At 71.9% G+C, this 21,258-nt stretch carries 19 protein-coding genes and 1 pseudogene; 9 read left to right on the top strand and 11 right to left on the bottom strand.

What is annotated here, in order from left to right; genetic code table 11:
• Window positions 1–16: 16 nt before the first annotated feature.
• Complete coding sequence (locus EAO71_RS19885) at window positions 17–361, bottom strand: WhiB family transcriptional regulator (RefSeq protein WP_026058363.1); 345 nt, start codon at window positions 359–361, stop codon at window positions 17–19.
• A 552-nt stretch (window positions 362–913) separates the two neighbouring features.
• On the opposite strand from EAO71_RS19885, the gene EAO71_RS19875 reads away from it, so the two are divergent.
• Window positions 914–3,151, top strand: a complete 2,238-nt coding sequence (locus EAO71_RS19875) for a transglycosylase domain-containing protein (RefSeq protein ID WP_147978934.1) — start codon at window positions 914–916, stop codon at window positions 3,149–3,151.
• Between the two features lie 122 nt (window positions 3,152–3,273).
• Here EAO71_RS19875 and EAO71_RS19870 read toward each other — a convergent pair whose 3' ends face one another.
• Window positions 3,274–3,738, bottom strand: coding sequence for a GatB/YqeY domain-containing protein (locus tag EAO71_RS19870; protein WP_147978933.1), 465 nt, complete (start codon window positions 3,736–3,738; stop codon window positions 3,274–3,276).
• Between the two features lie 101 nt (window positions 3,739–3,839).
• Here EAO71_RS19870 and EAO71_RS19865 point away from each other — a divergent pair, with 101 nt between their 5' ends.
• The 4 genes and pseudogenes from EAO71_RS19865 to EAO71_RS19850 all read left to right on the top strand — a co-directional run bounded on the left by EAO71_RS19865 (window position 3,840) and on the right by EAO71_RS19850 (window position 8,246).
• On the top strand, window positions 3,840–4,778 hold the full coding sequence (locus EAO71_RS19865) for a metallophosphoesterase (RefSeq protein ID WP_147978932.1): 939 nt from the start codon (window positions 3,840–3,842) through the stop codon (window positions 4,776–4,778).
• Window positions 4,779–4,843: 65 nt separating this feature from the next.
• Window positions 4,844–4,987, top strand: a pseudogene (locus EAO71_RS19860) (GatB/YqeY domain-containing protein); the annotation flags it as partial.
• A 178-nt stretch (window positions 4,988–5,165) separates the two neighbouring features.
• The gene (locus EAO71_RS19855; RefSeq protein ID WP_147978931.1) at window positions 5,166–6,287 is read left to right on the top strand and encodes a serine/threonine-protein kinase; all 1,122 of its coding nucleotides are present in this window, start codon (window positions 5,166–5,168) and stop codon (window positions 6,285–6,287) included.
• Window positions 6,288–6,419: 132 nt separating this feature from the next.
• A complete protein-coding gene (locus EAO71_RS19850) occupies window positions 6,420–8,246 on the top strand; it encodes an alkyl/aryl-sulfatase (protein ID WP_147978930.1) in 1,827 nt (608 codons plus the stop codon).
• 354 nt (window positions 8,247–8,600) lie between these two features.
• On the opposite strand, the gene EAO71_RS19845 is transcribed toward EAO71_RS19850, so the two are convergent.
• On the bottom strand, window positions 8,601–9,608 hold the full coding sequence (locus EAO71_RS19845) for a YdcF family protein (protein WP_147978929.1): 1,008 nt from the start codon (window positions 9,606–9,608) through the stop codon (window positions 8,601–8,603).
• 213 nt (window positions 9,609–9,821) lie between these two features.
• Here EAO71_RS19845 and EAO71_RS19840 point away from each other — a divergent pair, with 213 nt between their 5' ends.
• The gene (locus EAO71_RS19840; protein ID WP_147978928.1) at window positions 9,822–10,121 is read left to right on the top strand and encodes a DUF6191 domain-containing protein; all 300 of its coding nucleotides are present in this window, start codon (window positions 9,822–9,824) and stop codon (window positions 10,119–10,121) included.
• Between the two features lie 69 nt (window positions 10,122–10,190).
• Here the strand turns inward: EAO71_RS19840 and EAO71_RS19835 are convergent, their stop codons facing one another.
• Complete coding sequence (locus tag EAO71_RS19835) at window positions 10,191–11,021, bottom strand: class I SAM-dependent methyltransferase (protein ID WP_147978927.1); 831 nt, start codon at window positions 11,019–11,021, stop codon at window positions 10,191–10,193.
• A 70-nt stretch (window positions 11,022–11,091) separates the two neighbouring features.
• Here EAO71_RS19835 and EAO71_RS19830 point away from each other — a divergent pair, with 70 nt between their 5' ends.
• On the top strand, window positions 11,092–12,906 hold the full coding sequence (locus tag EAO71_RS19830; RefSeq protein ID WP_147978926.1) for a S9 family peptidase: 1,815 nt from the start codon (window positions 11,092–11,094) through the stop codon (window positions 12,904–12,906).
• Between the two features lie 22 nt (window positions 12,907–12,928).
• Window positions 12,929–13,669: an SURF1 family protein gene (locus EAO71_RS19825; RefSeq protein WP_147978925.1), complete on the top strand. Its 741-nt coding sequence runs from the start codon at window positions 12,929–12,931 to the stop codon at window positions 13,667–13,669.
• A 167-nt stretch (window positions 13,670–13,836) separates the two neighbouring features.
• On the opposite strand, the gene EAO71_RS19820 is transcribed toward EAO71_RS19825, so the two are convergent.
• The 7 genes from EAO71_RS19820 to EAO71_RS19790 form a co-directional block, all read right to left on the bottom strand.
• On the bottom strand, window positions 13,837–15,021 hold the full coding sequence (locus EAO71_RS19820) for a hypothetical protein (protein ID WP_261992193.1): 1,185 nt from the start codon (window positions 15,019–15,021) through the stop codon (window positions 13,837–13,839).
• A complete protein-coding gene (locus EAO71_RS19815; protein WP_147979402.1) occupies window positions 15,018–15,605 on the bottom strand; it encodes a SigE family RNA polymerase sigma factor in 588 nt (195 codons plus the stop codon). Before EAO71_RS19815 ends, EAO71_RS19820 begins: the two co-directional genes overlap by 4 nt.
• Before the next feature lie 413 nt (window positions 15,606–16,018).
• Window positions 16,019–17,107 (bottom strand): aspartate-semialdehyde dehydrogenase, encoded by a 1,089-nt coding sequence (locus EAO71_RS19810; RefSeq protein WP_261992192.1) that lies wholly within the window; start codon window positions 17,105–17,107, stop codon window positions 16,019–16,021.
• On the bottom strand, window positions 17,104–18,384 hold the full coding sequence (locus EAO71_RS19805) for an aspartate kinase (protein WP_147978924.1): 1,281 nt from the start codon (window positions 18,382–18,384) through the stop codon (window positions 17,104–17,106). The genes EAO71_RS19810 and EAO71_RS19805 overlap by 4 nt, the downstream gene beginning before the upstream one ends.
• Window positions 18,385–18,576: 192 nt before the next feature.
• Complete coding sequence (locus EAO71_RS19800; RefSeq protein ID WP_147978923.1) at window positions 18,577–19,239, bottom strand: DUF5063 domain-containing protein; 663 nt, start codon at window positions 19,237–19,239, stop codon at window positions 18,577–18,579.
• Window positions 19,240–19,295: 56 nt separating this feature from the next.
• Window positions 19,296–19,895, bottom strand: a complete 600-nt coding sequence (gene recR, locus EAO71_RS19795) for a recombination mediator RecR (RefSeq protein WP_147978922.1) — start codon at window positions 19,893–19,895, stop codon at window positions 19,296–19,298.
• Between the two features lie 84 nt (window positions 19,896–19,979).
• Entirely contained in the window at window positions 19,980–20,315 is a 336-nt protein-coding gene (locus tag EAO71_RS19790) for a YbaB/EbfC family nucleoid-associated protein (protein ID WP_147979400.1), read from the bottom strand.
• 269 nt (window positions 20,316–20,584) lie between these two features.
• Between EAO71_RS19790 and EAO71_RS19785 the strand changes: the two genes are divergently transcribed.
• The coding region (locus EAO71_RS19785) for an SLATT domain-containing protein (RefSeq protein ID WP_261992260.1) at window positions 20,585–21,258 on the top strand (674 nt) is incomplete at its 3' end.

Below are 21,258 nucleotides of genomic sequence, written 5' to 3'. Positions count from 1 at the left end.
GGGCCCTGGGCTCGCCTTATCCCACCGCCGCGTACGCCTCGTACGTCGCGTCGTCCTCCATCGCCACGGGCAGCAGGCCCGCTCCCCGCTCGTACTCCGTACGCGCGGTCTCCAGCAGTCGCCGCCACGACGTGACGGTCGGCCGCCGACGCAGCAGTGCGCGACGCTCGCGCTCCGTCATGCCACCCCACACGCCGAATTCCACCCGGTTGTCCAGTGCGTCGGCCAGGCACTCGGTCCGCACCGGGCATCCGGTGCACACCGCCTTCGCCCGGTTCTGCGCCGCTCCCTGAACGAACAGTTCATCCGGATCGGTAGTGCGGCAGGCCGCCTGCGCACTCCAGTCAGCTACCCAGCCCATACCGGCGCCGTCCTCTCCCGAATCGAGGCTCCCCCACGGCGGCAGCGGCATATTCACCGCTGCCAGTTGAGGACGTTACGGAAGGTGGGCACAGCGCAACACCCCCTTCGGGCCCAATCTTGAATGGCCCGAACGGACTATGCGTAGGCGGCAGATCACCCAGGGGAGTGATCGCAGGACATACGTCACCAAACCGACGAACTTGGACAGTTCGCCCGTCTCTGACGGAGCCACACAGGGCGTCGAGTGACGCATGGGGCGTATTCGGGCATGACTTCCCACGATTCGGGTTCCTGGGAATTCACGCCGAAGTCACGCCCGGGTCTTGATGCAGGACCACACTGCTGTGACAGTTGAGAGCAGCTTAGGCCAAGGCATATACGCGTGTCCGGCGAATGGGAACGTCGGCGCCCCGCGTTGCCGTCCCGGCCGGTCGGACCGCGGGTCGGCCGTACGACCCCAGCGCCTCCGGATGTCACGGTCTGGTACTCGAACGCTCCGAGAGGCCCCTGCTCCTACGGAAGGCTCACCACTACGGATTAGGCTGCCCCCATGGCAAAAAAGCGCTCGGGCGGTGGTCTGACCGGGACCCAGCAGGCCGCCAAGTTCCTCGGTGTCAGTGTGCTCTCCGGAGCCGTGCTGGCGGGCATCGCCCTGCCCGCGGCCGGAGCCCTGGGGCTGGCGGCGAAGGGCACGGTCGAGGGGTTCGACGAGATCCCCTCCAACCTGAAGACGCCACCGCTGAGTCAGCGCACCACCATCCTCGACTCCTCGGGCGGCCACCTCGCCACCGTCTACTCGCGCGACCGGAAGGTCGTGCCGCTGGCGAAGATCTCCCCGTACATGCAGAAGGCGATCGTCGCGATCGAGGACTCGCGCTTCTACGAGCACGGCGCGGTCGACCTCAAGGGCGTGCTGCGCGCGATCAACCGCAACGCCCAGTCCGGCGGTGTGGCCCAGGGCGCCTCGACGCTGACCCAGCAGTACGTGAAGAACGTCTTCGTCGAGGAGGCCGGTGACGACCCCGAGAAGGTCGCCGAGGCCACCCAGCAGACGATCGGCCGCAAGGTGCGCGAGCTGAAGTTCGCGATCCAGGTCGAGGAGGAGCTCGGGAAGAAGAAGATCCTCGAGAACTACCTCAACATCACCTTCTTCGGGCAGCAGGCCTACGGCATCGAGGCGGCGTCCCAGCGCTACTTCTCCAAGCCGGCCGCAGACCTGAAGCTGGAGGAGGCGGCCATGATGGCCGGGCTCGTCCAGTCGCCGAGCCGCTACGACCCGGTCAACGACATCCAGGAAGCCACCAAGCGCCGCAACGTGGTCCTCCAGCGGATGGCCGACGTCAAGGACATCAGCCAGGCCGAGGCCGACCGGGCCAAGGCCGCGCCGGTCGCGCTGAAGGTGAAGACCCCGAGGAACGGCTGCATCACCGCCGTCGACGGGGCCGGCTTCTTCTGCGACTACGTGCGCAAGACCATCCTCAGCGACCCGGTCTTCGGCAAGACGGCCGAGGAGCGGCAGAAGCTGTGGAACCTCGGTGGCCTGACCATCCGGACCACGCTCGACCCGCGTGCGCAGGAGGCGGCCAACGAGGCCGCCGTGGCGAAGATCAACGAGGACGACAAGGTCGCCGCCTCGGTGGTCCAGGTCAAGCCCGGCACCGGCAAGATCCTGTCGATGGGTCAGTCCCGTCCGTACGGCCTGGACCAGAAGCAGCACCAGACCACGCTGAACCTGGCCGTCGGCAGCAAGATGGGCGGCACGACGTACGGCTTCCAGGTCGGCTCGACCTTCAAGCCCATCACGGCCGCCGCGGCCCTGGAGAAGGGACTGAGCCCGGCCCAGTCCTTCGCCACGCCGTGGAAGATCTCGGTGCCGATGAACTCGTTCACCACCTGCGCGGGCGGCCCCGCCGGCGGCGGCAACTGGGACCTCCAGAACGAGGTGGAGTCCGAGGCCGGCAGCTGGGACATGACGAGCGCGCTCGGCAAGTCCATCAACACCTACTTCGCGCACCTGGAGCAGATGACGGGTCTGTGCGAGACGGTGCAGATGGCGAAGAAGATGGGCTACGAGGGCAGCCTGGGCAAGAACCTCAAGGAGCTCCCGTCCATCACCCTCGGCGGTCAGGAGAGCACCCCGCTCGACATGGCCTCGGTGTACGCCACCTTCGCCAACCGCGGCACGTACTGCACCCCGGTCGCCATCGAGTCGATCACCACGGCCAACGGCGAGAAGCTGAAGGTGCCGCAGACGCAGTGCTCGCGGGCGATGAACGAGCGGACCGCGGACACCGTCAACCAGATGCTGAAGGGCGTGGTCGAGGACGGCACCGGCCAGAAGGCCGGCCTGAGCGACCGCGACAACGCCGGCAAGACCGGAACGACCAACGACCGCAAGGACGCCTGGTTCGTCGGCTACACCCCGAACCTGTCCACCGCCGTCTGGGTCGGTGACGACGTCGGCGAGAAGACCTCGATGTTCAACATCACCATCGGCGGCGTCTACTACGACAAGGTCTGCGGTGGCTGCCTCCCGGGTCCGATCTGGAAGATCGCGATGACCGGGGCGCTCAACGCCTCCGAGACGCCGGGGTTCGTGCCCGTCTCCGTGCCGCGCGGCGAGAAGCCGGAGGACAAGGAGAAGGACAAGGACAAGGGCAAGAACAAGCCCGGCGACGGCAACAAGCCGGGCGACGACACCCCCTTCCCCGGGATCACCATCCCGCCGGACCTGATCGGCGGCGGCAACAACCGCGGCCAGGGCGGCGGCGGTGGCGGCAACCGGTAGGCCGCCCGCCGGACCCGCGTGACGCCGAAGGGCGCCCCCTGAAGTCCAGGGGGCGCCCTTCGGCGTTTCCGGCGGAACCGGTCCGGCCCGGGCGAGGGGTCGTGCCCCCGCGCCGGCGGGAGTCAGCCCGCGAGCAGCTTCTTGACGGCGGCGGCGACGCGCCCGCCCTCGGCCCGGCCGGCCACCTTCGGGTTCACGATCTTCATGACGGCGCCCATCGCACGCGGTCCCTCGGCACCGGCGCCGGTGGCCTCCGCGACGGCCGCGGCCACGATCTGCTCCAGCTCGTCGTCGCCGAGCTGCTGGGGCAGGTACGCGTCGAGGATGACGCCCTCCGCCTTCTCGCGCTCGGCGGACTCGGCGCGGCCGCCCTGGGCGAACGCGTCCGCGGCCTCGCGGCGCTTCTTCGCCTCCTTGGCGATCACCTTCTGCACCTCGTCGTCGGAGAGCTCGCGCTTGGTCTTGCCCGCGACCTCCTCCTTGGTGATCGCGGAGAGGGTGAGCCGCAGCGTCGAGGAGCGGAGCTCGTCGCGCTCCTTGATGGCGGCGTTGAGGTCGTCCTGCAGCTTGGCCTTGAGCGTGGTCATGGGGACAAGTGTGTCAGGTGAGGCACGTTGACCGCCCGCGCATTAACGCCGTGCTGCGATCCCGTCCCGAAGTGCCCCGCGCGGTCTGCGACGATGGGGGGATGCGCGCACGGTACGGAATCCCCCTGAAGATCACGGCAGGTCTCACGGCGACGGCCGCCGCGGGCCTGGTCTACGCCGCGGGCTTCGAAGCCCGTTCGTTCCGCCTGCGCCGGGTCACGATCCCCGTACTGCCGCGCGGGATGCGCGATCTGCGCGTCCTTCAGGTCTCCGACATCCACATGGTGTGCGGCCAGCGCAAGAAGCGGGCCTGGCTCCAGTCGCTCGCGGGGCTGCGCCCCGACTTCGTGGTCAACACCGGTGACAACCTCTCCGACACCGAGGCCGTCCCGGAGGTACTGGACGCGCTCGGGCCGCTGATGGAGTTCCCGGGCGTCTACGTCTTCGGGTCCAACGACTACTACGGCCCCCGGCTGCGCAACCCCGCCCTCTACCTGCTGGAGAAGGCCCAGGGCCGGCACGGCCTGAACGGCAACAAGCCGGTGCAGGGCGCGGTGCACAACCCGTGGGAGGACCTGCGGGACGCCTTCGACGACGCGGGCTGGCTGAACCTGACGAACACCCGCGGCCGGCTCAAGCTCCCCGGCCTGGAGCTCGCCTTCACCGGCCTGGACGACCCGCACATCAAGCGGGACCGCTACGAGCGGGTGGCGGGCGGCCCCGACACCTCGGCCGACTTCACCGTGGGCGTGGTCCACGCGCCGTACCTGCGCTCGCTCGACGCCTTCACGGCGGACGGCTACGAGCTGATCCTGGCGGGCCACACGCACGGCGGACAGCTGTGCATCCCCTTCTACGGGGCGCTGGTGACCAACTGCGACCTCGACACCGACCGGGTGAAGGGACTGTCCACCCACACGGTGGCGGACCGGACCTCGTACCTGCACGTCTCGGCGGGCTGCGGCACCAACCGCTTCACCCCGGTCCGTTTCGCCTGCCCGCCCGAGGCGACCCTGCTGACGCTGACCGCGCGCGCCTGAGCCGTACGCCCCCCGCACGTCGGGGGCGTGCGACGCCGAAGGCCGCCGCCGGGAGCGCGGGCACGCGGGCCGTCGCGGAGGCCACCGGCGCCGGTGCCGAGGGACCGCGTGCGATGGGCGCCGTCATGAAGATCGTGAACCCGAAGGTGGCCAAGAAGCTGCTCGCGGGGCGCGTCGCCGCCGCCGTCAAGAAGCTGCTCGCGGGCTGACTCCCGCCGGCGGTCGTGGGCGGGGACGCCCCAGGGGTCCGGCAGCCCCGGTGGGGTATCCGACCGGGCGGCCGTCCGCGAGTGATCATCGCGCTCTACTCTGGTGCTTCCTGTCAGGTTGGCTGACCGTCGAAAGGCTGGGTCTCAGGTGCTGGTCGCGGACCGATATCGGCTCCACATGTGTATCGGGCGAGGCGGCATGGGCGAGGTGTGGCAAGCCACCGACGAGGTCCTCGGACGTTCCGTGGCCGTGAAGTTGATGCTCGGTCACGAGACCGATCCGTCGGCCGCCGACCGGTTCCGGCTGGAGGCGCAGACGGCGGCGCGGCTCAGCCATCCGCACGTGGTCGGCGTCTTCGACTTCGGCACCTGGGACGGAAAGCTGTACCTCGTCATGGAGTTGGTCGAGGGATCCAGCCTCGCGGGAGACGCGGGGACGGCCCCCGTGCTGCCCCCCGAGCGGGTCGCCGTCGTCGCCGCGCACGCCGCCGCCGGACTCGCCGCCGCGCACCGCCAGGGCGTCGTGCACCGCGACATCAAGCCGGGCAACCTGCTGCTCGACACCGACGGCACCGTGAAACTGGCCGACTTCGGCATCGCCCGCTTCGTCGACGACCCGTCGGCCGCGCTCACCACCACCGGCCAGATCGTCGGCACCGGCCTCTACCTCGCTCCCGAGCGGGCACTCGGCCAACCCGCGTCGTCCGCCTCCGACGTGTACTCGCTCGGCTGCGTGCTGTACCAACTCCTCACCGGGAGACCCCCGTTCCAAGGGGACACCGCGACCGCCCTGCTGTACCAGCACATCGACACCCCGCCGGCGCCGCCCCGGCAGCTCGGCGTCGGCCTGCCGGCCGCGTTCGAGGCGTACCTGCTCACGCTGCTGGCGAAGCAGCCGGAACAGCGGCCCGCCGCCCAGGCGATAGCCGAGTGGTTCGGATCGGGCGCCTGGCGCGAGCACCCGCAGCCACTGCCCGTGTCCCACCCGGCGCCCGCGCCCCGGCCCGCGTCCCACCGGACGACGTCGGCGCGCACCGCCGGCCGGCCCCTCCCCCAGTCCCGCACCGCGCCCACGTCCGGGCCCCGGGGCGCGGGCCGGACCCAGACCTCGTCGCGACGGCAGCCCCGGCGCCCCGACCACGGGCTCGCCGAGCTCTCCCGGCGCCGTCCGCGCAAGACGGCCGCGGTGGCCGGCGGGATCGCGTTCGTGGTCTTCCTGCTCATCGGCATGTCGTGGCTCGCCCCGGAGGACAGCTCGGCCGGCACGCCGGGCCCCGGCCCGACCGCGACGGCGCCCTAGGCAGCCCCGCCGTAGGCGGGCCGGCGGGTACGGAGCCGCGACTGGGCCGGACGGCCGATATGCGCGGAATCCTCCCCGATGGTCAGATGGGCCGGTACACCCGGTCACGGCCACGCGAGCGGAGCACACGCCATGAGCGACACCCTGCCCTCCTTCGAGGACACCACCGACTTCGAGAACGCCGACCGGGGCTTCGTCGGCGCGCTCGTGCCGGCCGTGGTCAAGGCCGCCGACGGCCGCGTGGTCTACGACAACGACGCCTACGCCTTCCTGGCCGCCGACTGCCCCGAGACCGCCCACCCGAGCCTGTGGCGCCAGGCCCAGCTGTGCTCCCGCCAGGGCCTGTACGAGGTGACCGAGGGCATCTACCAGGTCCGGGGCCTCGACCTGTCGAACATGACCCTCGTCGAGGGCGACCGCGGCATCGTCGTCATCGACCCGCTGATCTCCACCGAGACCGCGGCCGCCGCCCTCGCGCTGTACCGCGCGCACCGCGGCGACCGACCCGTCACCGGACTGATCTACACCCACTCGCACGGCGACCACTTCGGCGGCGCGCGCGGCGTGCTGCCCGCGGGCGCCGAGGAAGGCGTCCCCGTCCTCGCCCCGGCCGGCTTCCTGGAGCACGCGGTCAGCGAGAACGTCTACGCGGGCAACGCCATGACCCGCCGGGCCGCCTACATGTACGGCGCGAACCTGCCGAAGGCACCGGACGCCCAGATCGGCGCCGGGCTCGGGTCCACCACCTCCACCGGCACCATCAGCCTGATCCCGCCGACCGTGGACATCACCGCGACCGGGCAGGAGGAGACGGTCGACGGCGTGCGGATCGTCTTCCAGCTCACGCCCGGCACCGAGGCGCCGGCCGAGATGAACTTCCTCTTCCCCGACCACCGCGCCCTGTGCCTGGCCGAGAACGCCACCCACAACATGCACAACATCCTGACCCTGCGCGGGGCCGTGGTCCGCGACGCCCGGATCTGGGCGCGGTACCTCGACGAGGCCGTGGACTACTTCCACGGCCGCTACGACGTCGCCTTCGCCTCCCACCACTGGCCGACCTGGGGGCACGACAACGTCGTGGAGTTCCTCACCGGGCAACGCGACCTCTACGCCTACCTGCACGACCAGACGCTGCGGCTGCTCAACGACGGACTGACCGGGCCGGAGATCGCCGAACGGATCGAGCTCCCGCCCGCCCTGGCGAAGTCCTGGCACGCGCGCGGCTACTACGGCTCGCTCCACCACAACAGCAAGGCGGTCTACCAGCGTTACCTCGGCTGGTTCGACGGCAACGCGGCCCACCTGTGGGAGCACCCGCCCGTCGAACTCGCCCGGCGCTACGTGGACGTGGCCGGCGGCCCCGACGAGATCCTCGCCAAGGCCCGCGCGTACGGCGAGGAGGGGGACCTGCGCTTCGCCGCGACCCTCCTCGACCACCTGGTCTTCGCCCAGCCGGAGAACACCGCCGCGAAGGAGGCCCTGGCCGGGGTCTACGACCGGCTCGGGCACGGCGCGGAGAACGGCCCGTGGCGCAACTTCTATCTGACCGCCGCCCAGGAGCTCCGGCACGGCGTCAGCGGGGAGATGGTCGACTCGACCAACCCGGAGATGGTGGGAGCGCTCAGCGTGCCCATGCTCATCGACTCGGTCGCCGTCCGGATCGACGGGCCGCGCGCCTGGGGCGACGACCTGACCGTCGACCTCGTCCTCACCGACGACGGCACCCGACGGCGCCTCACCCTGCACAACGGGGCCCTGACCCATCGCGAGGTCGCCGCGCCCCGCACCCCCGCCGGACTCACCCTCACCCTCTCCAAGAGGCAGCTCCTCGGGCTCCTGGCCGGCGAGGGGACGGAGTCCCTGGGGATCGGCACGGAGGGCGACCCCGCACTGCTCACCCGGCTCTTCTCGTACGTGACGAAGGCCGACCCCCTCTTCCCGATCGTCACGCCCTGACGCTCGCCCGTTCGCGCCGCGATGACCCGAACGGGGTCCCCCGGGTGGCCCTGCCGGCGCCGGTCCCGTCCCCTGGAGACATGCGCACACAGCAGATAGCCCGGGCCGCCGTCCTGCCCGCCGCCGCTGTGCTCGCCCTCGCCGGCGGCACGGCGGCCGTGGGCGAGAACCCCCGCCCCGCGCCCGCCGGGGACCACCCCGAGGCGCGCCCGGGGAACAGCGGCCATCCCGGCCCCCACTCCGAGCTCGTGAACGACTCCGGGCCCTCCGCCCTCGCCCTCGGGCTGGGCACCGCCGCCCTGGCCGCGGCCGTCGCCGTCACCGTCGTCCGGAACCGGGCGCCCGGGGCCGCCCTCAGCCGGCCAGCGCCGCCGCCACCCCCAGCAGGACCAGGATCAGGCAGATCCCGAGGTTGACCTTCCGGTAGTGCAGGAAGACCGCCGCGAACTCGCGCATGGTCGCGCTCGGCCAGAAGTAGGCGGCGGTCGGGGAGCCGACGACCTGGCCGTCCACCCCGGCCCGACGGGCCATCAGGGCCGCCCGGAACGCGTGGAAGTTGTTGGTGACGATCACGCACCCGGCGSCCGGGGAGCGCTCCTCCATCAGCTCCTTGCTGAAGAGCAGGTTCTCCTCGGTGGTCCGCGAGCGGTCCTCCCGCACGATGCGGTCCGCCGGGAAGCCGCGCTCGACGAGGTAGTCCGCCATCGCGTGCGACTCCGGGACCTCCTCGTCGGGGCCCCGGCCGCCGGAGGTGATCAGCAGGGGCGCCGGGCCGCCCCGCGCGGCGAGGATCTCGTACATCCGCCGTCCGCGCTCCAGCCTGCTCGCGAGGAGCGGCGGCACACGCCGGCCGCCGACCAGTCCGGAGCCGAGGACGACGACGAACGCCGCGTCGCGCCGCACTCCCATCCGGCCGTACAGGTAGGCGTAGCCGATGAAGCAGAGGAAGAGGAAGGAGACGTACGCGAGGACGGCGACGCCCGTCCCGGCGGCGATGCCGAGGGTCTTCGAGCGGGTGACCAGGGCGGTCGCCATCAGGGCGAGCAGGCCGAAGATCAGCAGACCGGCCAGCAGCGACAGCAGGTTGGCGGGGCGGCGGCCCTCCTTGCGGACCATCTTGACGCCGTTCGCGCACAGCAGCCCGGCCAGGACGACCGGCCCGAGACCGAGCACGAGCAGGAGGAGGACCATCACCGTCGTGGCGACGCCCGGCGGCGCGCCGTCGAGTCCGGCGAGCAGGCCGAGGCCGAGGAAGGTGACGGCGAGGCCGAGGTGGACGGCGTTGGAGAAGCGCCGGCGGTCGCGCAGCACGCCGACCCCGAAGAGCAGCAGGAAGACGGCGGCCACGGCGAAAGCGAGCATGGCGTCATCGTAGGGCGGCCCTTTCGGCACCGTCCCGCGGATCCGGGGACGCCCTCCGGCCGGCCGTCGGGCGCGGATCCCTTTCCGATCGCGGCGAGTTGGGCCGGAGCGGCGGAATCGGGCGGGCCCGGCGGCGCCCCGCGCCCCGCACCGGTAGCACCGGCGGGGCGGCCGGCCCTTCCCGCGCGGGGCGGAGTGGGGGACGATGGCGGCATGGAGTTCGCCGTGTTCGTGACGCTGCCGGGGCTGGTCATCCTGCTGACGGGGATCGCCTTCGCCGACCAGGTCCTGCGCGCGACCGGCCGCGGCCGGCGCTCCGGCCAGGTCTCCTCGACCGGCTTCGAGCAGCTGCACGCCACCTTCTCGCAGGGCAAGCAGAACGAGCTCAAGGAGCGGCAGAGCGCCCTCGTCCTGCGTGACGACGAGGAGGACGGCGCGCCGCCGCACCGCTCGACGGTGGACCTGGCGGGCGGCCGCGCGGTCATCCGGCTCGGCGGGACCGCGAAGCCGTGAGCCGTACGCCGTGACGCTCCGCGGGGCCACGAGCCCGTGGACCCGGCGGAACCGCGGGGCCCTGCGGGCTCAGCGGGGCCGTGACGCCTTGAGGGAGTACATCAGCGGGATGCGGGGGCGGTCGGCCGGGAAGCGGTAGTAGCCGTCCTCGTGCCGCCGGAGCGTCTCGTACCGGGAGAACAGCGAGACGTCGTGCTCGTGCAGGAACTCGATCCGCAGTCCGGCCCGGGCGATCGCCGTGACGACCTCGCCGACGGGGTGCACCCACTCGACGCTGCGGTTGTGGACGGTGGCGGCCCCGAGGTCCGCGTACGTCCCCGGGCTGGTGTCGACCCAGGGCTCGCGCACGAAGTAGTCGTTGACGATCCGGCTGCCCGTCTCGTCGTCGAGGGAGTCGGTCAGCGGATGGAACTCCGCGACGTAGAGGAACCCGCCGGGGGCGACGAGGGAGGCGGCGGTCTCGGCCCAGCGGTCGAGATCGGGCAGCCAGTTCAGGGCTCCGGTACCGGTGTAGACGATGTCGTACGACGAGTCCGGGACGGCCTCGGCGGCGTCGTAGGCGTCGGCGGCGACGAACGCGGCCCGGTCCGGGGTGTACCCCAGGTCGGCGGCGAGGGCGCGGGCGGTCTCCACGGCGGGCTCGGAGAAGTCGAGGCCGACGACCTGCGCGGCGCCGTGACGGGCCCAGGAGAGGGTGTCCAGGCCGATGTGGCACTGGAGGTGGAGCAGGGAGCGGCCGGTGACGTCGCCGACCTCCGCGAGCTCGAAGTCGCGCAGCGCCTCCTTGCCGGCACGGAAGGCGTCGAGGTCGTAGAACGCGCTGGCGGCGTGGATGGGCACGCGTTCGTCCCAGCGGGCGCGGTTCGCCTCGCGCCAGTCGGCGGGGGTCGGAGAGTACATGGGCCGGAGGTTATCCACAGGTTGCGGACGATGCGAACGGATTGTCGGCGGATCGGAGCATCATGGGGCCATGACCGAGAAGAACGAGATCACCGACATCCCCCGCTGGGAGCAGCGGTTCCGGGCGCCGCGCGTGTCCCTGCCCGAGTGGGCCGAGGAGGCGCCCGACCGCTCGCTGTTCGTGTCCAACGCGACGGGCACGTACGAGCTGTACGCCTGGGACCGGGCCGACGGCGCGCAGCGGCAGGTCACGGACCGGCCGAACGGCACGACGGACGGCACGCTGTCGCCGGACGGCCGCTGGATCTGGTGGTTCTCGGACAAGGACGGGGACGAGTTCGGGGTGTGGATGCGCCAGCCCTTCGAGGGCGGTGCCGACGAGCCCGCCGTGCCCGGACTGGCGGCCTCCTATCCGGCGGGGCTCGCGATCGGCCGGGACGGCACGCTGGTCGTGGGGCGTTCGACCGACGAGGAGGGGTCGACGGTCCATCTCGTGCGGAAGGGCGCCGAGCCGGTGGAGATCTACCGCCACCGGGAGTCCGCCGGGGTCGGCGACCTGTCGCACGACGCGTCGCTGATCGCCGTGGAGCACACCGAGCACGGCGACGCCATGCACTCGGCGCTGCGGGTGCTGCGGGCCGAGGACGCCTCCGTGGTGGCCGAGCTCGACGACACCCGGGGCGGCACCGAGGAGCTGGGTCTGGCGGTGCTGGGCTTCGCCCCGGTGGACGGGGACACCCGGCTGCTCGTCGGCCACCAGCGGCGGGGGCGCTGGGAGCCGCTGCTGTGGGACGTGGCGACCGGCGAGGAGACCGACCTGCGGCTCGACCTCCCGGGGGACGTGTCGGCCGAGTGGTATCCGGACGGCTCCGGACTGCTGGTCGTGCACAGCTTCGAGGCGCGCAGCGAGCTGTGGCGGTACGACATCGCGACGGGGGCCCTGGTCCGTGTGGAGACGCCGGCCGGCTCGGTGTCGGAGGCGACGGCCCGTCCGGACGGCTCCGTGGAGTACCTGTGGTCCTCGGCCGCCGAGCCGCCGGTGGTGCGCTCGACGGCGGGCGGGGTCGTGCTCGACCCGCCGGGCGCGACGGCTCCGGGTTCGGTGGCCGTGGAGGACGTCTGGGTGGAGGGGCCCGGCGGCCGGATCCACGCGCTGGTGCAGCGGCCCACGGAGGGCGAGGGGCCCTTCCCGACCGTCTTCGAGGTGCACGGCGGTCCGGCCTGGCACGACAGCGACGCGTTCGCCTCCGGTCCGGCGGCCTGGCTGGACCACGGCTACGCGGTGGTCCGGGTGAACTACCGGGGCTCCACCGGGTACGGCCGCGAGTGGACGGACGCGCTCAAGCACCGGGTCGGTCTGATCGAGCTGGAGGACGTGGCGGCCGTCCGTGAGTGGGCGGTGGCCTCGGGGCTCGCGGACCCGGCGAAGCTGGTCCTCTCGGGCGGGTCCTGGGGCGGCTATCTGACACTGCTGGGGCTCGGCACCCAGCCGGACGCCTGGGCGGTGGGCCTGGCCGCCGTCCCCGTCGCGGACTACGTGACGGCCTACGAGGACGAGATGGAGGCTCTCAAGGCGCTGGACCGGACGCTGTTCGGCGGGTCCCCGGAGGAGGTGCCGGAGCGGTTCGAGGTCTCGTCGCCGCTGACGTACGCGGACAAGGTGACGGCCCCGGTCTACATCTCGGCGGGCGTCAACGACCCGCGCTGCCCGATCCGGCAGATCGACAACTACGTCGAGCGGCTCGCGGCCCGGGGCGCGGTCCACGAGGTGTACCGGTACGACGCGGGGCACGGCTCCCTGGTGGTGGAGGAGCGGATCAAGCAGGTCCGGCTGGAGCTGGACTTCGCGGCGCGCCACCTGGGGACCCGGCCGGTCGGGGGGTGAGGCGGCTGCGTACCGTGGAGGGGTGTACCGGTTCCTGAGAACGCCCCGCTGGTGGGGGCTCCACGTCTTCGTGCTGCTGGCGATCCCCTTCTGCGTGTTCATGGGGAGCTGGCAGCTGGGGAAGTTCGAGGAACGCGTCGACTCCCACCAGAAGGCGGAACGGGCCCCGGATCCGGGCACCCTGAAGCCGGAGCCGCTGGAGTCGCTCCTGCCGGTCGACCAGGAGACCTCGGGCCGGCACGCGCGGGCGAGCGGGCGGTACGCGGAGCAGTTCCTCGTGCCGGACCGTGATCTGGACGGCCGGACCGGCAGCTACGTGCTGACGATGCTGAAGACGGACGGCGGCAAGTCGCTCCCGGTGGTCCGCGGCTGGCTGCCGGCCGGCGCGAAGGCCCCGGCCCCGCCGTCCGGCACGGTCACCGTGGAGGGCGCCCTGCAGGCCTCGGAGAACGCCGGCACCAGGGGCGTCAACGCGGCGGGCGGACTGCCCGACGGCCAGCTCGGCATGATCAGCGCGGGAGCGCTGGTCAACCTGGTCCCGGACGAGGTCTACGACGCCTGGGTCACCGTCTTCGACGCGCCGGCGGGTCTGACACCGGTCCCGGCGGCCGCCGCCGCGGGCACGTCCCTGGACCTCAAGGCCTTCCAGAACCTCGGCTACACCGCCGAGTGGTTCGTCTTCGCGGGCTTCGTGGTCTTCATGTGGTTCCGCTTCCTGCGCCGCGAGGTGGAGGCCTCGAAGGACGCGGAGCTGGGCCTCTAGGGCGTGTTGCGAAAGTCCCGCCTGCCCCGCGACGCCTGGCACGCGCCCTCGGTCCTGTCCCGGCCACAGGACCAGGCCCACCGGGGCGCCGGCGCGCCGGGCCGGGGCGGAGACGGGGGCGTTTGCCTCCCGGAGCCGCCCGCCCTGGCCGGGCGGCGGCCCCGGTGTCAGGAGGCGTCCAGGACGCCCGTCCGGTAGATCGTTCCCGCGCACGCGTTGGGGATCGTCGCCGCCGCGGCCGGGCCGCCCCCCTCCGCCGTGTGGCTGACGGCGACGCTGCCGTCCGCGGGCGTGCCGTCCTCCGCGACGAGCTGGGGCTCGGTGTTGTTGGCCGACTGGCCCGCACCGGTCGACCCCGTGGCACCGGCCGAGGTGCCGCCGCTGTCCACGGGCGTGGTCGGCGTCGGCGTGGTCCCCGTCGTCGGGCAGGTCTCCGTCGGCACCCAGGCGAACTTCACCTCGTAGGCGTTGCGCGGCTGGAGGACCAGCGTGGGCGACTCCTGCGAGGGATCGGGCAGTCCGCTCGCCGCGTCCCCGGCCGCGTGGGCCACCACCGTGATCTTCGCGGGATCCGCCGCGCCCCGGGCCTCGAAGGAGACCCGGCCGGCGCCGCCGACCACGCAGTCGCGGTCGGAGACGTTGGCGATGCGGAACGTGCCGTACACCTTCCCCGCCGAGTCCGGGGTGCCCGCCTGCACCGAGCTGACGCCCAGCTGACCGGCCGCGCACACCGGCGCCGAGTCCGGCAGGGCGTCGGCCGCCGGCTTCGAGCCGGTGCCGGCGCCCTCCGTCTCGCCGGTGCCGGGCTCCGGGGAGGTACCCGCGCCCTGCGCCTCACCCTGGCTGGGGGTGCCGGAGCCGCCCGGGGCGTCCGTGCCCTGCTCGCCGCCCTCGACGCCGGTCTCCGTGCCCGTGCCGCCCTGCGCCTGCTCGCCGTGGCCGGCGTTGACGGACCGGTCGTCGACGGTCCCGCCCGAGTTGGCGACGTGCACGAACGCCGGGACGGCCGTGCCGATCAGCACCACCGCCGCGGCGATGCCGACGACGGCCTGCCGCTTGCGCGCGCGCCGCGCGGGCACCGCCCGGCGCAGATGGTCCAGAGCCCCGTCCGCGGGCGCGATGTCGGCCACCGCACCCTGAAGGAGCCGCCGCAGCGCCGCCTCGTCGGATCCGAAGGCACCGTCGAGGCCGCCTCCGTAGAGGTTCTCGCGCCCGAGGCCGCCGTCGGCCTGCGCCTTGCCGGGCCCGTCGTCCACACCGTGTCCCATGTCGTCGCGACCGCCCTCGGGCAGCCCATTCGTACCGCCGGAGTCCCCGCCCAGCGGGTCACCGGTGAAATCGCCGGAACTCATGCCGTCGCCTCCATCGCGACGCGCAGCGCCGCGATGCCCCGCGAGCCGTACGCCTTCACCGAGCCGAGCGAAATGCCCAGGGCCTCGGCGACCTGTGCCTCCGTCATGTCCGCGAAGTAGCGCAGCACCAGGACCTCGCGCTGGCGCCGCTGGAGCCCCCGCATCGCCTTGATGAGCGCGTCGCGCTCCAGTTGGTCGTACGCGCCCTCCTCCGCGCTCGCCATGTCCGGCATCGGCTTGGACAGCAGCTTGAGTCCGAGGATGCGGCGGCGCAGCGCGGAGCGCGAGAGGTTGACGACGGTCTGGCGCAGGTAGGCCAGCGTCTTCTCCGGGTCGCGCACCCGGTTGCGCGCGGAGTGGACGCGGATGAACGCCTCCTGGACCACGTCCTCGCAGGAGGCCGTGTCGTCGAGGAGCAGCGCCGCGAGGCCGAGCAGCGAGCGGTAGTGGGCGCGGTAGGTCTCGGTCAGATGGTCGACGGTGGTTCCGGCCGCCATGCCGTCTTCAGCGCTCTCGCGCGGCGCGGGGATGCCGTTCACCGCGGTCGTGCGGGCTCTGGCGGGCATGGGTGCGATCACCGGCATGCCGCCGGCCGGACGCGGCCGCCGGAGCGGGCGCACCACGGCGCCGCGGACGGGGACCACGACCGCGCCCCGGACGGGGACGATCTGCGCCCCGCGGAGCGGGACGACCGCTGCGATGTCGAGTACCTCTGCCACGCCTGTTGGACACGCTTCCCCCCGTCAGGGTTGTACGCGTACGCCACCGTTTTTGACGGTGTGCAAATTGCCCTCATGCGCACCCGTTCTTCCCCAATACCCCGTTTTCACAGCACGATTTGTGGCACCCACAGAGGCGCACGCAGAGACGCATCCCACCCGACCACCGGTTGCAGCAAGACGGAAGAGCATCGTCGAACATGGCATCGTCCCAGTTCAAGGGGCGTCTGCCGCCGAATTGCTCACAAGGCGTTCACAGATCCTACAAAGCTGAACGGTCAGCCGACGCCGATTTCCGGACGCTCGTGACGATCGGGGCCGATGATCGCCTCCGCGATCTGGACGGCGTTCAGTGCCGCGCCCTTGCGGAGGTTGTCCCCGCAGACGAAGAACTCCAAGGAGCGCTCGTCGTCCAGGGAGCGCCGCACCCGCCCGACCCAGGTGGGGTCGGTGCCCACGATGTCGGCGGGCGTGGGGAAGTCACCCGAGGCGGGGTCGTCGTAGAGCACCACGCCGGGCGAGGTCGCCAGGATCTCGTGCGCGCGGGCGACCGTGACGGGGCGCTCGAACCGCGCGTGCACGGAGACGGAGTGCCCGGTGACGACGGGCACGCGTACGCAGGTGGCGGCGATCGGCAGGGCGGGCAGGTCGAGGATCTTGCGGGTCTCCTCGCGGACGCGCAGTTCCTCGGAGGACCAGCCGTCCGCCATCAGGGCCCCCGACCAGGGCAGCACGTTGAGGGCGAGGGGGCCGGGGAAGGGGCCCGTGTCGTCGCCGACGGTCCGCCGCACGTCGCCGGGGCGGTTGCCGAGATCGGTCCCGGCCACCGCCGAGAGCTGCTCGCGCAGGGCGGCGACACCCGCCTGCCCGCCGCCGCTCGCGGCCTGCTGGGCGGTCACGATCAGCTCGCTGATCCCGAACTCGGCGTGCAGGGCCCCCACGGCGACGATCAGCGCCAGGGTGGAGCAGCCGGGGCTCGCGACGATCCCGCGGGGCCGCATCCGGACCGCGTGGGGGTTGATCTCGGGCACGACCAGCGGCACGTCCGGGTCCGACCGGAACGCCGCCGAGGTGTCCACGACCACCGCGCCCTTGGACACGGCGATGGGCGCCCATCGGGCCGCGACGTCCTCGGGCACCAGGAAGAGGGCGAGGTCCACGCCCTCCAGCGCGTCCTCACCGAGCGCGAGGACCTCGCTCTCCTCCCCGCGCACGGCCAGCTTGCGGCCGGCCGAGCGCGGGGAGGCGAGGAGTCGTACGTCGCCCCAGACGTCGGCGTGCTGCGACACCATCTGGAGCATCACCGCACCGACGGCCCCGGTCGCTCCCACGACCGCGAGCGTCGGCTTGCGGCTCGGGGACGTCACCGGCCGGTGCCGCCATAGACGACGGCCTCGTCGGAGTCGCTGTCGAGCCCGAAGGCGGTGTGGACGGCCGTCACGGCCTCGTTGACGTCGTCGGCGCGGGTGACGACCGAGATGCGGATCTCCGAGGTGGAGATGAGCTCGATGTTCACGCCCGCGTCGGACAGCGCCTGGAAGAAGGACGCGGTGACGCCCGGGTTGGTCTTCATGCCGGCGCCGACCAGGGAGATCTTGCCGATCTGGTCGTCGTAGCGCAGCGATTCGAAGCCGATCGCGGCCTTCGCCTTCTCCAGGGCGTCGATGGCCTTGCGGCCCTCGGCCTTGGGAAGGGTGAAGGAGATGTCCGTCAGGCCGGTGGAGGCGGCGGACACGTTCTGCACGATCATGTCGATGTTGATCTCGGCGTCCGCGACGGCACGGAAGATGGCCGCGGCCTCACCCGGCTTGTCCGGCACTCCGACGACGGTGATCTTCGCCTCGGAGGTGTCGTGGGCGACACCCGAGATGATGGCCTGCTCCACCTTGCGGGCTCCTTGCTCGGCATGCGGTTCGTTGCTGACCCAGGTCCCCTGCAGTCCCGAGAAGGACGAGCGGACGTGGATCGGGATGTTGTAGCGGCGTGCGTACTCGACGCACCGGTGCAGGAGCACCTTGGAGCCGGAGGCGGCGAGCTCCAGCATGTCCTCGAAGGAGATCCAGTCGATCTTCTTCGCCTTCTTCACCACGCGCGGGTCGGCGGTGAAGACGCCGTCGACGTCGGTGTAGATCTCGCAGACCTCGGCGTCCAGCGCCGCGGCCAGCGCGACGGCGGTCGTGTCCGAGCCGCCGCGGCCCAGGGTGGTGATGTCCTTCTTGTCCTGGGACACGCCCTGGAAGCCGGCGACGATGGCGATGTTGCCCTCGTCGAGGGCGGTACGGATCCGGCCCGGCGTGACATCGATGATGCGCGCTTTGTTGTGGACCGAGTCCGTGATGACACCGGCCTGACTGCCCGTGAACGACTGGGCCTCGTGGCCCAGGTTCTTGATCGCCATCGCCAGCAGGGCCATGGAGATCCGCTCTCCGGCGGTCAGCAGCATGTCGAATTCGCGTCCGGCAGGGATCGGGGATACCTGCTCGGCGAGATCGATCAACTCGTCCGTCGTGTCGCCCATCGCGGAAACCACGACGACCACCTGGTGGCCGTTCTTCTTGGCGTCCACGATCCGCTTGGCGACGCGCTTGATGCCTTCGGCATCGGCAACGGAGGAGCCTCCGTACTTCTGCACGACAAGGCCCACGTACGCTCCTCGCTCGGTGTCTGCCGCAGTAATCGCTGCGGTCGGCTCAGTTTAACGAGAGGCCCGGATTCGCCGACCGTATATCGCATCCTGAGACGAGCTGCTCAGAGAGTGATCATCCCGGTCCCGGGCCACGCGCGTCCGACCGCCGCCACGGCTCCTTCGTGAGCGGCCAGGGGGTGTCCGGGCGACCTACTTCTTGAGCGACCCCAGGCCCAGCGGACCGGCGATCTCCGCCGCCATGACCCGTCCGGCCTCCTCCGCCAGATCGTCCTCGGTCAGGTCCTCGTCCGTGTCCAGGCCGTCCAGCGCGGCCAGCGGCTGGTCGAGGCGGACGTGGGAGACGAGCGACTGCAGGGCGCGCAGGGTGCCGGAGGCCGTCGGGCCCCAGTTGGAGAAGTACGAGAACTGCCACCACCACAGCGCCTCGGAGGTGCGGCCCGCGCGGTAGTGGGCCAGTCCGTGGCGCAGGTCCATGACGATGTCGGCGAGGTTGTCGGAGATCCGGCAGGGGACCGGAGCCTTGCGGGGCTCGTACGGGTCGAAGACCTCCGAGAAGACGTCCACCGGTTCGAGGAGGGTCGCGAACCGCTCCCGCAGGTCGTCGACGTCCAGGTCGGGACCCGTGTCCGGCTCGTAGCGCTCGTCCGGGACGATGTCCTCGTGCGCGCCCAGCCGGCCGCCCGCGAGCAGCAGCTGGGAGATCTCCAGGAGGAGGAAGGGCACCGCGCTGTCCGGCTCGTCGCCCTTGGCCACTTCCGTGGTGGCCACGATGAACGACTCGATCGAGTCGGCGATCTGGACCGCGAAGTCGTCAGGATTCTGCGTGAGAGCGTGCAGCGTGGCGTCGGACATCGAGGGTGCCTCCCTTGGGCTCACGAGTGAGCGCACGAGCCGTGTCGGCCCTGTCGTCATACATCTAGCAGGCGCCGCCCCTCGAAGGCACGGCCCAGCGTCACCTCGTCGGCGTACTCCAGATCACCGCCGACCGGCAGTCCGCTGGCGAGCCGGGTGACCTTCAGTCCCATGGGCTTGATCATCCGCGCCAGGTACGTCGCGGTGGCCTCGCCCTCCAGGTTCGGGTCGGTCGCCAGGATCAGCTCGGTGACGGCGCCGTCCGCGAGCCGCGCCAGCAGCTCGCGGATGCGCAGATCGTCCGGGCCGACGCCCTCGATCGGGCTGATCGCACCGCCGAGCACGTGGTAGCGCCCGCGGAACTCACGCGTCCGCTCGATCGCCACGACGTCCTTCGGCTCCTCGACCACACAGATGACCGACAGGTCGCGGCGCGGGTCACGGCAGATGTTGCACTGCTCCTGCTGCGCCACGTTGCCGCAGACCGCGCAGAACCTGACCTTCTCCTTGACCTCCAGGAGCGCGTGCGCCAGCCGGCGCACGTCGGTCGGCTCGGCCTGGAGGATGTGGAAGGCGATCCGCTGGGCGCTCTTGGGACCGACGCCGGGCAGCCTGCCCAGTTCGTCGATGAGGTCCTGAACCACGCCTTCGTACAACGGAACGCCCTTCTCGGGTCTGCTTGATTCTTACGGTAGTAGCTGAAGCCCCGGCTTAGAAGCCCGGCGCCCGGAAGCGAGGGCTCAGAAACCGAGGCCCGGCATGCCGCCGAGGCCCTGCGTCAGCGGGCCCAGCTTGGCCTGCTGGAGCTGCTGCGCGTTGTCGTTGGCGGCCTTGACCGCGGCCACGACGAGGTCGGCGAGCGTCTCGGTGTCCTCCGGGTCCACGGCCTCGGGGTCGATCACCAGACCGCGCAGCTCGCCGGAGCCGGTGACCGTCGCCGTCACCAGGCCGCCGCCCGCCTGGCCCTCGACCTCGGTCGCGGCGAGCTCCTCCTGCGCGCGGGCGAGGTCCTGCTGCATCTTCTGGGCCTGCTGGAGGAGCTGCTGCATGTTGGGCTGGCCACCACCGGGAATCACGATCACTCACTCCTGGCATTCACTGACGACTGTTCGGTAAGCCGAGCCTACGTGGTCCGTGACCCGGCTGCCGCACAACTCTTTCGAGTGAGAAACTGCGGGCCTCTCTACCTGATCAACACCCCCTTGAGGGCGGAAATCCCGGGATTCCGGGCCCACCGCCCACCATTCGGCGGTAGGAAGGGCAGGCACCACGTGCACCGCACGTCACAGCAGGACATGAGCGCTGAGCTGAACAGAGGAGTGCCCCGGTGAGCCAGCAGCCGGAGATGCAGCCGCCGCCGGGGCAGCCCGAGGGGCCGGTCCACCGCGATCTCACCGGGACGCCCTTCCCGCTCGGCGACTGGGGCGAGCCCGCGGAGCGGCTGGACGAGCTGTATCGCTGGGCCGAGACCCACGCCCTGCGGACGGCCGAGTGGTACCTGTCCGACCGCGTCTGGAAGCGCCGCTGCGCCCGTGCCCTGCGGGTCGGTACGGCGCTGGGCGTCATCGTCGGGGCGGCGCTGCCGCTGCTCGACCTGACCGGGGTCGCCGACGGGGCGGTCGGATGGGGGTACCTCTCCCTGCTGCTGGGCGCCGCCTGCCTGGCGTGCGACCGGTACTTCGGGCTGACGTCCGGGTGGATAAGGAACGTGGCGACCGCGCAGGCGGTGCAGCGCCGGCTCCAGGCCCTCCAGTTCGACTGGGCGGCGGAGAGCGTGCGCGAGGTGCTCGGCCCCACGGAGGGCACGGCGAGCGAGGCCGCGGAGCGGTGCCTCGGGGTGCTGCGGCGCTTCTCGGAGGACGTGACGGAGCTGGTACGGGCGGAGACCGCGGACTGGATGGTCGAGTTCCGCTCGGGCCCGACGCCGCTGGCCCTGCAGTCGGCCGGCGTCACCACGGCCCGCCCCGCCGCTGCCTCCGGAGCGGCCGAMCTCGCTGGAGGAGCCGGCGGGCTCGATCC

Source organism: Streptomyces sp. MS191 (genome assembly GCF_008042125.1).
Taxonomy (GTDB): domain Bacteria; phylum Actinomycetota; class Actinomycetes; order Streptomycetales; family Streptomycetaceae; genus Streptomyces.
The sequence above is the reverse complement of the archived record's forward strand: the minus strand, read 5'-3'. Positions and strand labels throughout refer to the sequence as shown.